This is a genomic window from Agrobacterium sp. CNPSo 2736 (assembly GCF_004005385.1).
Lineage (GTDB): Bacteria > Pseudomonadota > Alphaproteobacteria > Rhizobiales > Rhizobiaceae > Agrobacterium > Agrobacterium leguminum.
The window spans coordinates 150,132-163,616 of record NZ_RZTX01000001.1; the positions used below are offsets into that span (position 1 = coordinate 150,132).

Sequence of the window (13,485 nt, forward strand, 5' to 3'; positions counted from 1 at the left end):
CTATGCCACGGGCCGCCGCCGCTGTCACCTGCCGCACACGTCTTGTCAGCCATGCAGCCGACAAGACGCTCCGGAAACAGAATCAGTTGGTGAGCGTGGCTATGCTGCCGGCAGCCTTGCGGGCGATTTCGCCAAAGGCTGTGACGATCTGCTCCATGTTTTCCGGCGCGTAATAATTGTCGAGGCTGGATGCGCAATATTGCAACAGCGACTTGCCCTTGTCCGGCGCCATGAAGGCAACGCTGAAAATCTTGATCCCGTCCTTTTTGGCGGTCTCGCAGGTGGTGCGCACGGACTGGTCGATGCTGGAGTTCCACGAGGCGCTGTTGCCCGTCATTTCACCGTCGGTCATGAGAACAATGTAGCGCTCGAACGATTCACTACCTTTGTCTTTGTGTGCTTTCGCTTCGTCGGTGTTGGCTTTTTTAAGGGCGTTATAGGCGGCGGTCAGGCTGCTGCGAGCATCGGTGCCGCCGGTGGGGAATTCCGGGATTTGCTTGTCCACGTAGCTGACAACGCTGCCCGTACCCCAGCTGATGGGCTGGGCCGCATAGGTCTCATGTGTATAGACCGAGGCACCCGTGCGGACGAGCTCTGAACCGCCGTTAGCCGTATAGGTCGGATCAGCCTTGTTCAATGTTGCGACGAGGAACCCGACGGCAGTTTTGAGAGATATGGCCTTGTTGACATAGCAGGGCGATGTCTTGGCCAGATTGGGATATTTGCTCCAATTATCAGAGGTGTAGTTCTGGCACGATGTCTTTTTTGTATCGATCGTGTCCGTCTTGAATGACATCGAACCGGAACGATCAAGCGCCAGATACATGGAGATCGGTGCGCCCTTGTTGACGGTGCTCTTTGCGGTGCCCGTTACCGAAAGATCGAGTGTTTTTGCGCCAATGAACCCCAGCAGCGGATTGAGCTGTACGCGGTGGTTGATCGTGGTCTCAACGGTGTAGGTCTTGCCGCGGGCATTTTCGCTTGTCGTGATATTGGTCGGAGAATTCTGCTCCAGTTCCTTTTTCTCTTCTGCGGTCAGGTTCTTTTCCATCTGGGCCGCGATGAAGTTCCTGGCGATTGCCTTGATCTGCTCGTCCGTCAGGTCGCCCATTTTTAAACGGGCCTCGGTCGCTGCTGCAAGGGCTGCAGAATCCGCGGTATTCTGCATATCCGCTTTCACCTGCATCACATTCGCCAACTCCATGCCGGCGCCGGCAAAACCCAGCAACACCGGCAGCAGAATGGCTGTCATCATGCCAAAATTGCCGCTGGTATCGGCAAGAAAACGGCGCTTCGTTTTTTGATGTGCAGAGGCGGTCATGACGGGCTCACGGATTAGAATATTCGACTGAGCGCAGAAAAGCCGCAAACGATGTAAAATCCGCTAACGTGATCGGTTCAATTTTACGAAGCGTTCAAATTGGAGCAGTTTTCGAAGTATTTTCAAGAATTGTTTGGCGCGATGGCCGCAATAATACACATCGTGTCATTATTGGACGGGGATGACGTCGACGGCCTGCTTTATCTGCTGGTTGCCATAGCTCTTCAAGACGCCGATCACAGGGGCGACATCGGAATAATCCCGGCCGTAACCGACGACGATATGGTCGCTTCCGGCGACGATATCATTGGTGGGATCGAGTTCCAGATAACCGGCGGCTTCTCCGCACCAGACGCGAACCCAGGCATGCATTGCATCGGCGCCTTCAAGCCGTTCCTTGCCCGGTGGTGGAATGGTGCGCAGGAAACCGCTGACATAACCGGCGGGAATGCCGAGGCTGCGCAGCGCCATGATCATGATATGCGAAAAATCCTGGCACACGCCGCGCTTCAGCTTGAAGGCTTCCGATGGCGTCGTATCGACGGTCGTCGCCTCGCCGTCATAGGTAAAGTCCTTATGGATGCGCTTGCACAAAGAGAGCGCGATTTCGCGAATGGTCATTCCGGGTTTCAGCAATTCCCGGGCATAGGCGGATATTGCCGCATCCATTCCGATCCTTGGGCTTGCGCCGATGAAGTGGTGCGGCGACTGGAAATCGAGCGACCAGACATCGGCCAGGTCCTGCGGCAGGCGGGAGAGTTCCGGAGAGAAATCCGCCGTCAGCGCCGGCGCCTCCACCATCACGCGGGCCTGCATGCGGATATCCAGCTTCTCATGCGGCGCGCGCAGATGCACGGAGGTGGCCGATTGATGAAAGAAATCCTCGAAGGTGGCACGTTCTTCCGGCACCGGCGAAACATCGATGGAGCCGGCGACAAGCCGCTGCCGGCCGGGGATGGAGAGCGGCAGGACACGGATGATGTGACGCGCGCCGTGGGCCAGCGTATCGTAGGTGTAACCCATATGCAGGGAAAGATCGTAAAGCATAGGATTATCCGAGATAGGTCCGGGCCAGAACATCGGAGAGATGTTCCATGTCGGTTTCGAGCTGGCGATAGATCGCGCCGTTCATGTTTTCCGGCGTCATGACCGCAAGCCCGGAATGCAGGCGCATCGCCTCGCGGTAGAAGGGCGACATCTGACCGTTCACGAAGGCGTTCGGAAGCTGCTCCACCTCGGTGCGGATCTCGTTCAGCTGGAACAGGATCGAGCGGGGGTTGAGCGGGTCGAGTGCCAGAAGATCGGTCACGGTCAGGCCGGCCGTATTGACGTTGTAGCGACGGCGATGGGTCATGACGCTGTCGCCGATTTCGAGCAGCATGTCATAGGAGCCGTCAGGCGCATCCGGGCCGGTCATATGGCCGAGAAGGCGCGTCATATGCAGGCCGCGCTCCAGGTAGCGACCGATCGACAGGAAACGCCAGCCGGTGAAGCGATACATGTTTTCGTGCACGAGACCGGCAAAGCCCGCAAGCTTGCGCAGCAGGATCGTCATGGCATGGGTAGCGTCGTCACCGGGGGCTACTTTCGCGTGGAAACGGCGGGCGGTTTTGGCAAGGTCGTTCAGCGCCAGCCACCCGTCAGGCGAAAAGCGGTCGCGGATATTGCTGGCGGAATAAAGCGCGCTGTTGATGTTGTTCAGCAGGCTTTCCGGCACGGCATCGCTCATCTCCACATCGAGCGCTTCGAGATAGCGCGTCACATGCGCGAGCAAAGGCTGGCGCGGATCGGCAGATTCGGCATAACGCCCGTGCCAGGCGCGCAGGATGCGCAGGGCGCCTTCCGAACGCTCGATATAACGGCCGAGCCAGAAGAGATTGTCGGCTGCGCGGCTCGGCAGGCTGCCCGGCATATTGCGGGTAAAGCTTTCTTCCGCCGGCAGAAGCGTGGTGCGTTCCACCGGCTTGTCGCTGACGATCCAGACATCCGCAGCACTTCCGCCCGATTGCATGGCGATGGCGGAGACATCGTCGCCGCTGCCGATGCGCGCAAAGCCGCCGGGCATTATCTGCCAGCCGTCCTGGGTGCGCGCGGCAAAAACGCGAAGGCTCATCGGGCGCGGGACGAGCTTGTTGTCGATATAGGCCGGGGTTGTCGAAAGCGTCACCACCTCCTGTCCCACCAGCCTGTGGCCGTCGGAGGCGAGCCAGTCGCTGATCGACTCCTTCGCCGTTTCGCGCAGCGATGAGCCGAGCACGGATTGACCGTTGTCGTCAAAGAAGGGAAGCCTTGAGTAGGCCGGGCCGATGACCATGCCTTCGATATTGCCGGCGACATGGCGGCGTTCCGATTCCTGCCCGCACCACCAGGTGGCGATGGAGGGCAGTTTCAGCTCCTCGCCCAGAATGTGGCGGCAGATGCGGGGCATGAAGGCGAGCAGCGCCCGCGTTTCGAGAATGCCGCTGCCGAGCGCATTGACGACGGTAAGCGCTTCATTGCGCAGCGCCTGCACCATGCCCGGCGTGCCGATATGGGATTGCTGGTTCAGTTCCAGCGGGTCGGAATAGGAGGCGTCGAGACGCCGCCAGAGAACGCCGACCGGTTTCAGTCCCGCTACGGTTCTGACCATGACGCGGCCGTTGACAACGGTGAGGTCTTCGCCTTCCAGCAGCATGAAGCCAAGATAACGGGCGATATAGGCGTGTTCGAAATAGGTTTCGTTGGCGGGGCCGGGCGTCAGCACGGCGATCCGGTCGTCGGGGTGCTTTCTTTGCGCCTGCAGCGTGTCACGGAAAGCGCCGAAGAACGAGGCCAGACGGTGCACATGGGTTTCGGCATAGATGTCGGAAAGTGCACGGGTGGTTGCCACCCGGTTTTCGAGCGCGAAACCCGCACCGGAAGGCGCCTGCGTCCGGTCTGCCAGCACCCACCAGTTGCCGTCAGGTCCGCGCCCGATCTCGAAGGAACAGAAATGCAGATAATGGCCGCTCGCCGGTTTTACGCCGACCATGGGCCGCAGATATTCCGGATTGGAGGCGATCAGGGCCGGCGGCACGAAACCTTCCTTGACCAGCCGGTTTTCGCCGTAAAAATCGGCGACCATAGCCTCCAGAAGATTGGCGCGCTGTTTCAGCCCTTCGGAAAGAACCGCCCACTCCCTGTCGTCGATCAGGACCGGAATATGGGAGATCGGCCAGTTTCTTTCGCTGCTGCCCTTGCCGTAATCGCGATAGAACACACCGGCATCGCGCAGATAGCGGTCGGTGCGGGCAAAGCGCTCATGCAATTCCCGTTCCGACATGCGCGACAGGGCGTCGAGCAGGGTCTTCCAGACCGGCCTGACCTTGCCATTGGTATCTAGCATTTCGTCGGCAACGCCCGGCAAGGGGGAATATTCAAGCCCACGCGGTTGCGCGCCTGTTTCCGTCTTGCGTTCCGTTGCCGGGGCTTTGGACAATTTACACTCCGTAAGGCCGACGCAGATCGAGCGTCAGCGGAAATTCTGGCGACATGGTTTCCGCCTGTAGCGGATATTGCCCTGCCGTATGCCCCCATGGTTCGAAACGGGCGAGGCGGCGTGCCTCGGCCTCATTGCCGTTGACGGGAAACGTCTCGTAATTGCGCCCGCCCGGATGAGCAACATGGTAGATGCATCCGCCGATCGATCGCCTCGACCATGTATCATAAATGTCAAAGGTCAAGGGTGAATTGACGGGCAGAACAGGATGCAGGCCGGAAGCGGGCTGCCATGCCTTGAAGCGAACGCCGGCGACCGCGACACTGCGGTTTTCCGTCGGGGTCAGCGGAACGGCGCGGCCGTTGCATGCCACCGCGTAACGGGTGGGATTGGAGGTTTCCAGCCGCACCTGCAGGCGCTCGACGGAGCTGTCGACATAACGCACGGTTCCGCCGATGGCGCCCTGTTCGCCCATCACATGCCAGGGCTCCAGCGCCTGGCGCAGTTCCAGCTTCGCGCCCTCATATTCCACCTCGCCGAAGAAGGGGAAACGGAATTCCTGCTGGGCGGTGAACCATTCCGGCTTGAGGTCGAAACCGTTTTCCCTGAGGTCGGCAAGCACGTCGAGGAAATCCGCCCAGATATAATGCGGCAGCATGAAGCGGTCGGCGAGCGCCATACCCCAGCGCACGAATTTGCCGGCGGCCGGGTTTTTCCAGAAGCGGGCGATGAGGGCGCGCACCAGCAATTGCTGGGCGAGCGACATGCGCGCGTTGGGCGGCATTTCGAAACCACGGAATTCCACAAGGCCGAGGCGGCCGGTCGGCCCGTCAGGCGAAAACAGCTTGTCGATGCAGATTTCCGCGCGATGGGTATTGCCCGTCACATCCGTCAGAAGATTGCGGAACAGCCGGTCGACCAGCCATGGCAGCGGCGGCACGCCTCCTCCGGGGGCAGGCACCTGCGCAAGCGCGATCTCCAGCTCGTAGAGACTGTCGTGGCGGGCTTCGTCGATACGCGGCGCCTGGCTCGTCGGGCCGATGAAGAGACCTGAGAAAAGGTAGGAGAGCGAGGGATGCCGCTGCCAGTGCAGAACGAGACTTTTGAGAAGATCGGGCCGGCGCAGGAAGGGGCTGTCATTGGGGTTGGCGCCGCCCACGACCACGTGGTTGCCACCGCCGGTGCCGGTGTGGCGGCCGTCGATCATGAACTTGTCGGCGCCGAGACGCGATTGACGCGCCTCCTCATAAACAGCCGTGGTGATGTCGACGCAATCCTTCCAGCCCGCGGCGGGGTGGATGTTGACCTCGATGACGCCGGGATCGGGTGCGACGCGGATCACATTGACGCGCTCGTCATGCGGCGGCGCATAACCCTCGATATGGACGGGCAAGCCAAGATCGGCGGCTGCCGCTTCCGCTGCCGCAATCAGTTCCAGATAGTCCTCGATACGCTCCACCGGCGGCATGAAGACGCAGAGCCTTCCGTCACGCGGTTCCACCGACATGGCGGTGCGCACCGCGCCGCCGATTTCACCGAGCGTCTGTTCTATGCGCTCCTGCCCTGCGGCCTCGCTGGCATGGAAGGAGGCTTCGGGCATGGCGCGGCCCGATGGCGTCAGGACGTCGGGAAGCGGACCGCGGGGGATCGAAGGATCAGCTTCATGAATATAGGGATAGGCGGATGGCGGCACATAGGGCAGGGTGCCGAGCGGCAGGCGGTAACCCACCGGGCTGTCACCCGGAACGAGGAATATTTTACCGCGCCGCGTCTTCCATTTTTCGCTGATCCAGCGTTTGCCCGTGGCGCGCGCATTCCACGCCTGAACGGGAAGAATATAGCCGGTCGGTGTCGTCAGCCCCCGCTCGAAGACGCGGGCCATGCGGTTTCGCTCTTCCGGGTCTTTCAGCTTGGAATTGGACGGGTCGACGTTGTCGGGAAGGCTGCCTTCCTTGATGATCCATTCGGCCGGATCCTCATAGGCCGGCAGTACCAGTTCCGGCTCGATGCCGAGATGGGAGGCTATGCCACCCAGCAGTTTCTGCGCATCTTCCGCCTTGACGCCTGTATTTGCGCCCTCCTCGGCGATCAGCGCCGGATTCTGCCAGATCGGCAGGCCGTCCTTGCGCCAATAGAGCGAAAAGGTCCAGCGCGGCAGGCTTTCGCCCGGATACCATTTTCCCTGCCCGTAATGCAGAAAGCCGCCCGGTGCGAAACGCTCACGCAGGCGGCGGATCAGGGCATCGGCCTTTTCACGCTTTGTCGGCCCCACCGCGCCGGTGTTCCATTCGTCGGATTCGAAATCGTCGATGGAAACGAAGGTCGGTTCGCCGCCCATGGTCAGCCGGACGTCATGGCTGTTCAGAACGTCATCGACCTCCTGGCCGAGCGCATTGAGTTCCTCCCAGCTTTCATCCGAAAAAGGTTTGGTGATGCGCGGCGTTTCGGTAACCCGCCGGACCTGCATGTCGAAGGCGAATTCCGTATTGGCATGGCCGTAATAACCGCCGGAAATCGGTGCCGCATTGCGGTAATGCGGGGTTGCCGCCAGCGGAATATGGCTCTCGCCCGTCAGAAGTCCCGAGGTGGGGTCGAGGCCGATCCAGCCGGCGCCGGGCATATAGACTTCGGCCCAGGCGTGCAGATCGGTGAAGTCCACTTCTGTGCCGGATGGGCCATCCAGCGCCTTCAGATCGGGGGTGAGCTGAATGAGATATCCCGACACGAAACGGGCGGCGAGGCCAAGATGGCGCAGAACCTGCACGAGCAGCCAGCTGGTATCGCGGCAGGACCCCTTGCCGGAAGCAAGCGTTTCCTCCGGCGTCTGGACGCCCGGTTCCATGCGGATGACGTAACCGATCTCCTGTTGCAGGCGGGCATTGAGGCCAACGACCATGTCCACCGTCTGTTGCCCCGGTGTGCGGTCGACGGTGGCCATGAAGGCGGCGAGCAGCGGGCCTGTCGGCTCCGGCTTCGTGTAGATGGAGAGATCGTCACGCAATTCCTGCGGATAGTCGAAGGGCCACTTTGTCGCCTCTTCCTCCACAAAGAAATCGAACGGATTGTAAACCGTCATATCGGCGACAAGATCGACCTCGATCTTAAATTCCGTCGCCGGCTCGGGAAAAACGAAGCGGGCGAGGTAATTGCCGTAGGGATCCTGCTGAAGGTTCACGAAGTGATTGGAGGGCGAAACCTTGAGCGAATGGCTGATAACGCGGGTTCTGGAGTGCGAGGCGGGCTTTAATCTTATGATCTGTGGTCCAAGGCGAACCGGATTATCGTATTTATAATGCGTCAGATGATAGATGCTCGCTTTGATCGCCATTAATCTGCCTTGCCCGGTTTTCCGGCTTATGCGGTTTGTCCGCCCCTCTGAAATTATTCGGATTTTGTGCAATGCAGGAAAAGAAAGCAAGGATCATTTCCGGGGGCAACCGCATTGTTGGTCGAGGCCGCGATATTTGCCCGCGGTAAGAATTGTCCGGGCTTTTCAATCATCGCCGCTGAGATTTCGCCGGGATTGTGGACAAGGTCGAACGGCGTGTTATTGCTTGGCAATGAAAGGCGCAGAATCGCGACCCGCTTTCTTTGCCGACTGACGTTTCGGAATGGAATGAATGGCAACAACGGTGACCGACGATCAGCGCAAAAGCGCGGCTAATCTTTCGGGTTTCGATCTCGATTTCCCGGCGCAGCTGCGCATGATGGGGCGTGCCTTCTGGACCTCGCCGGTGCGCACCCGGCTGATCTTGCTGTCGATAGCGCTGCTTACGGTGATATTGCTCACCGCCTATGGGCAGATCAGGCTCAATGAATGGAACGCGCCGTTTTACAACGCGCTGGAGCGGCGCGATCTTGCCGCCTTCATTCACCAGCTGGAGGTCTTCGCCATCATCGCGGGGCTGTTGCTTCTCCTCAACGTCATCCAGACCTGGCTGAACCAGATGACGGCGCTGAACATGCGCGAGGGTCTTGCCAAGGATATGGTGGATCAATGGCTGAAACCGGGGCGGGCCGCCCGTCTTGCCGGTTTCGGCACCATTGCGATCAACCCCGACCAGCGCCTGCATGACGATGTCCGCAACCTTGCTGAAAGCAGCACGGCGCTTTCCATCGGTCTCGTCAATGCGACGATCCTGCTCGTCAGCTTTATCGGCGTCCTCTGGTCGCTCTCGGCTGGTTTTACCATCACCATCACCGGCGATACCTATGCGATCCCCGGCTATATGGTCTGGGCGGCGATCCTTTACGCCGGTTCGGCTTCCCTGCTCAGCAATCTCGTCGGTTATCGGCTGGTGGGGCTGAATGCCGAGCGTTATTCCAAAGAGGCGGAGCTTCGCTTCTCACTGATGCGGGCCAGCGAAAATCTTGCCGCCATTGCCCTTGCGCGCGGCGAAAAGAACGAAAGGCGGCGGATCGGTATCGATATTGATGCGGTGCTCGGCGTCATTCGTGGGCTCGCCATGGCGCTGACACATCTGACATGGGTTTCGGCAGGATATGGCTGGCTGGCGGTGGTGGCGCCGATCCTGATCGCGGCTCCGGTTTATTTCTCCGGCAACCTCACCTTCGGCGGGTTGATGATGGCCGTCGGTGCGTTTAACCAGGTCAACACGGCGCTGCGCTGGTACATCGACAATTTCGGGCCGATCGCCAGCTGGAAGGCGACGTTGCAACGCGTTTCGGTGTTCCGTAACGCGCTTATCCAGATGGACAGCGTCGAACAGCACGGCCTGACGATCGATCTGCAACGTAGTGCGGAGAACGAAAAAATCCGCCTCCAGGCAGTGGTGATCTGCCGCGATGCGGGTGGGCAGGATCTGGATCGCGGCTTCCAGCTGCGCGAGAGCGAAGTCGAGATCGGGCCGGGCGAACGCCTGATGATCAATGGCGAGCAGGGCGTGAACCGAAGGCTGCTGTTTGCGGCGATGGCAGGCCTGTGGCCCTGGGGACAGGGCAGGATCGAGATGCCGGAACAGTCCGACACGCTTTTCATCGCTCAGCACGGTTATCTGCCGGCGGGATCGCTGCGTGAAATCCTCGCCTATCCGCGCGCGCCCCAGCGTTTTGCCGATGCGGATTATGTCTCGGCGCTCACTGCCTGCGGGCTCGGCGAGATGGCATCCCGTCTCGAGGAAAATATTCGCTGGGACAAAAAACTGGATTCAGACGAGCAGGCCAGCATCCGGGTGGCCAATGCCCTGCTGCTGAAGCCGAAATTCGTCGTTATCGACGATTTGCTCGAAGGGCTGGAAAAACAGACGCAGGATACGCTGGCGGAAGTTCTGAACGGGATCGACGGCGCGGCGATCATCTATATCGGCCGGTCGGAAACATTTCTGTCGGTTCTCGCCCCGGCTGTGGCGCATCTCGACCATACCGTGCAGAAGGAAAATATCTCCAGGGCCGGGAGCGCTCCGGAATAGGTCATCGGGCCATTCGGCTGTTCGGGGCGGACTAGAGCCGCAAATGCCATTTGTCTGAATCGAGCCGCTGTTGTTTGGCAAGGCTTATGGTGGTGTCCGGCTCCACCTGCGAACGCAGGGCAAGGGTGCCGGTCGCCAGGCTGATGGCGACGACGCTGGCGACCACCAGGACGATACGGTCGTAGCGCTGCTGTATTGTGTTGTTTCCGCTCCAGTCATAGGCCATTCGCACGCCCTCGCGTTTTTTGGAATCGTGCCTCATCATGGTTAACCGAAGCTTACGATGGCTCTGTGATTCCTTGCTGTTTTGGAAGGGCTGCCGCGACAAATCGGCTATTGGCGGATGGGGTGCGGTTGTTTAAGTCCGGCAGCGGGAGGCTTGTGAAAGGACTTTAAGACATGGACCAGCAACCGCCCGCCGATATGGAACTCACGCTCAGAACGCTTGCGATGCCCGCCGATGCCAATCCAGCCGGCGATATTTTCGGCGGCTGGGTCATGTCGCAGATGGACCTTGCCGCTTTCGTCCGCGCCAATGATGTGGCCGGCGGCCGCACCGTTACCGTCGCAGTCAATGAGATCGTCTTCAAGAAGCCGGTCAAGATCGGCGACACATTGTGTGTCTACACCAAAATCGAAAAGATCGGCCGCACCTCCGTCACGCTGAAGATCGAGGCCTGGACCCGCAGGCACTATCAGGATTCACGCGAGAAGGTGACGGAGGCCGTCTTCATCATGGTCGCGGTGGACGACAACGGCGATCCACGCCCCGTCCGCAAGGAGGCGTGAGGCGGCCTCTCCTTTTTTCACAGCAATTCCGAAACGCCTGCAAAAGATCAGGCGTTTCGGATTTTTCGCAATTCGATATCCGTCCGCCCAATACTTTAGAAATATCCAATTTATTTATCAATTTTTGCGATCAAGATATGGAATAGGACGGGGATCAGGCTTTGACCATTCCAGGTGTTGTTATTGTCGGCGGCGCTCACGGCACGCTCGCCCTTGCCCGAAATCTCGGCGCCCTGAATGTGCCTGTTTATTACCTCACCCACGATTCCCCTTTGCCGGGTTGGTCGCGTTTCGTGCGGAAAACAATCCGCTGGGCCGGCCCGCATGATGCCGGGGCACTGCCGTTCCTGCTTCAAATGGCCGACAAGCATGGTTTGAAGGGCTGTCTGCTGGTGCCGTCCGGTGACGGAGAGGTCCAGCTCGTTGCGCAGCATCTTGAGGAACTGTCCTCGCTCTACAAAATCATCCTGCCGGATTGGACGGCCCTGCAATGGCTCTGCGAAAAACCGTTGCTTTACCAGCGCGCCGCAGAACTTGGCGTCAGTATTCCGCGAACCTATGCGCTGGCCTCGGCCGCTGATATCGATACGCTGGACATATTGTTTCCCGTCATTCTCAAGCCGAATATGGGGGGTGGCGATACCACCATCGCCCGGGCGAAAGTCATTCGCGCCGATGACCGACACGCTCTGAACACGGCTTTTGCCGATGCGAGCGGAGAGATCGGCGCCGGCAATGTCGTTGTGCAGGAACTCATTCCGGGTGGGGGAGAAAGCCAGTTCTCCTACGCCGCGCTCTGGCTGAATGGAGAGCCGGTAGCGGAATTCACTGCCCGGCGCGCCCGGCAATATCCTGTCGATTTCGGCTATACCAGCACCCGCGTCGAGGTCGTCGACAACGGGCAAGCGGTGGATGCGGCCCGAAAAATATTGAAATCGACCGGCCATAGCGGGCTGGTCGAGGCGGAATTCAAGCTCGACGGCCGGGACGGGAAACTGAAGCTTCTCGATGTCAATCCGCGCCCATGGTCATGGTTTGGCCTTTGCTCTGCGGCGGGCATCGACCTTGGCGCCCTGCTATGGCGGGTCGCCAATGGCGAGCCGGTCGGCCAGCCCGGCAATGTGCGGCAGGGCGTTTCCTGGTCCTATCTTGTCCGCGATGCCGTTGCCGCCTTCACATTGGCCCGAAGGGGGCAGGCGAAAATCGGCGAATATTTCGCCTCTCTGGGCAAGATCCGCAGTTGGGCCGCCTTTGCGCCGAACGATCCCTTGCCGGGTCTGATCGACCTGCCGCTGACGGTCTCGAGAGTCGTGAGAAAACGCCTTCTTCCCGGCCTGACATCAGGACAATCGGGGAGGATGTTCTTTCAACCGATAAAACGCCTTGTGAAATATGGAGCCATAAGGGCGGGGCTGGAGGTGAGTTCTCTCCCGGCCGTCCGTTCGGCATTTCCGTCTTTTGCCGGTCGTGGTGTGATCTTCACGCTTCATCACGTGCGCCCCGGAAGGGCTGTTTCGGCTTTCGCACCCAATGTGCAATTGTCCGTCACGCCGCAATTTCTGGAAGAGGCGATACAGGCCGCACTCGAATGCGGTCTCGTTCCCGTGCATTTGCACGATCTGCCGGCTCTGCTCGCCGATAATCACGAAGGCCGGTCGTTTTGCGCCTTCACGCTTGATGACGGCTATCGAAACAATGCCGACTATGCCGCGCCGATCTTCCGTAAATATGCCGTTCCCTACACGATTTTCATCACGCCGGGTTTTGTGAAGCGAACACGCAGCCTGTGGTGGGAAACCGCTGCTCTCCTGACGCAGAAAGCCGCGTCTTTCGAATTCGATTTCGGGGCGGGGCCGGAGCAGGTGGCATGCGCCAGCCCTTCGCAGAAAGTGGAGGCATTCACGCGGCTTGAAGATTTTGTCCAGAACTTTTCGGAAGACGAGGCGGTGGAAAGGATCGATCGTATCGCGAGGCAGCATGGCGTCGATCCCATCGCGATTGTGGACGAACTTGTCATGGATGAAGATGAGCTCAGGGTGCTGGCGAAGGACCCTCTGGTGCATTTCGGCGCGCATACCATGACGCATGTGAATATGCGCAAGATCGATGCGGCGCGTCTGGCTTATGAGATTGCGGAATCGGCGCGCCGGGTGGAAGTCTTTGCCGGCAACCGGCCACGGTCCTTTTCCTATCCCTATGGCTGGGTGAAGGCCGTGGGAGAACGTGAAGCGAAAGCGGTTCACGATGCAGGATTTTCCGCGGCCGTGACCACGCAGGCTGGCGTTATCGGTCCCCACAGCCTTGAAAAGCCGACGCAGTTGCCGCGTGTATCGTTGAATGGACGCTTTCAGAAGAAGCGCTTCGTCAAGGCGCTCGTCTCGGGCCTGCCCTTCCGGTTCATCTAGCGACGTTGTTCGTTCGCCATCTCTCGGCCGTCTCGTCATATATGCTTGCGGCCCGCGTTTGGCGTTCTTTTTTTGCCGTTTCCG

The 13,485-nt window shown here is 59.8% G+C and carries 8 protein-coding genes; 3 read left to right on the forward strand and 5 right to left on the reverse strand.

All coding sequences use genetic code 11. The features are described from left to right. Positions 1-82: 82 nt before the first annotated feature. The 4 genes from EM858_RS00690 to EM858_RS00705 all read right to left on the reverse strand — a co-directional run bounded on the left by EM858_RS00690 (position 83) and on the right by EM858_RS00705 (position 8,106). Entirely contained in the window at positions 83-1,321 is a 1,239-nt protein-coding gene (locus EM858_RS00690; protein WP_127755887.1) for a TadE/TadG family type IV pilus assembly protein, read from the reverse strand. 168 nt (positions 1,322-1,489) lie between these two features. After that, positions 1,490-2,368: a transglutaminase family protein gene (locus EM858_RS00695; protein WP_059757870.1), complete on the reverse strand. Its 879-nt coding sequence runs from the start codon at positions 2,366-2,368 to the stop codon at positions 1,490-1,492. Positions 2,369-2,372: 4 nt separating this feature from the next. Then, the gene (locus EM858_RS00700) at positions 2,373-4,778 is read right to left on the reverse strand and encodes a circularly permuted type 2 ATP-grasp protein (protein ID WP_127755486.1); all 2,406 of its coding nucleotides are present in this window, start codon (positions 4,776-4,778) and stop codon (positions 2,373-2,375) included. 1 nt (position 4,779) lies between these two features. Further along, entirely contained in the window at positions 4,780-8,106 is a 3,327-nt protein-coding gene (locus tag EM858_RS00705) for a transglutaminase family protein (RefSeq protein ID WP_127755487.1), read from the reverse strand. A gap of 292 nt (positions 8,107-8,398) precedes the next feature. Between EM858_RS00705 and EM858_RS00715 the strand changes: the two genes are divergently transcribed. Further along, positions 8,399-10,207 (forward strand): ABC transporter ATP-binding protein/permease, encoded by a 1,809-nt coding sequence (locus tag EM858_RS00715; protein WP_127755488.1) that lies wholly within the window; start codon positions 8,399-8,401, stop codon positions 10,205-10,207. Positions 10,208-10,238: 31 nt separating this feature from the next. Here the strand turns inward: EM858_RS00715 and EM858_RS00720 are convergent, their stop codons facing one another. Beyond that, positions 10,239-10,433: a hypothetical protein gene (locus EM858_RS00720; RefSeq protein ID WP_164865262.1), complete on the reverse strand. Its 195-nt coding sequence runs from the start codon at positions 10,431-10,433 to the stop codon at positions 10,239-10,241. Positions 10,434-10,606: 173 nt separating this feature from the next. Between EM858_RS00720 and EM858_RS00725 the strand changes: the two genes are divergently transcribed. Next, entirely contained in the window at positions 10,607-10,996 is a 390-nt protein-coding gene (locus EM858_RS00725) for an acyl-CoA thioesterase (RefSeq protein ID WP_035260778.1), read from the forward strand. A 161-nt stretch (positions 10,997-11,157) separates the two neighbouring features. Further along, entirely contained in the window at positions 11,158-13,401 is a 2,244-nt protein-coding gene (locus tag EM858_RS00730; RefSeq protein WP_127755490.1) for a polysaccharide deacetylase family protein, read from the forward strand. Positions 13,402-13,485 lie beyond the last annotated feature (84 nt).

Excerpts from the sequence above, each read along its gene's own strand:
- EM858_RS00705 (WP_127755487.1), bottom strand. The coding sequence starts at position 8,106 with ATGGCGATCAAAGCGAGCATCTATCATCTGACGCATTATAAATACGAT.
- EM858_RS00690 (WP_127755887.1), bottom strand. The coding sequence starts at position 1,321 with ATGACCGCCTCTGCACATCAAAAAACGAAGCGCCGTTTTCTTGCCGAT.
- EM858_RS00715 (WP_127755488.1), top strand. The coding sequence starts at position 8,399 with ATGGCAACAACGGTGACCGACGATCAGCGCAAAAGCGCGGCTAATCTT.
- EM858_RS00720 (WP_164865262.1), bottom strand. The coding sequence starts at position 10,433 with ATGGCCTATGACTGGAGCGGAAACAACACAATACAGCAGCGCTACGAC.
- EM858_RS00695 (WP_059757870.1), bottom strand. The coding sequence starts at position 2,368 with ATGCTTTACGATCTTTCCCTGCATATGGGTTACACCTACGATACGCTG.
- EM858_RS00725 (WP_035260778.1), top strand. The coding sequence starts at position 10,607 with ATGGACCAGCAACCGCCCGCCGATATGGAACTCACGCTCAGAACGCTT.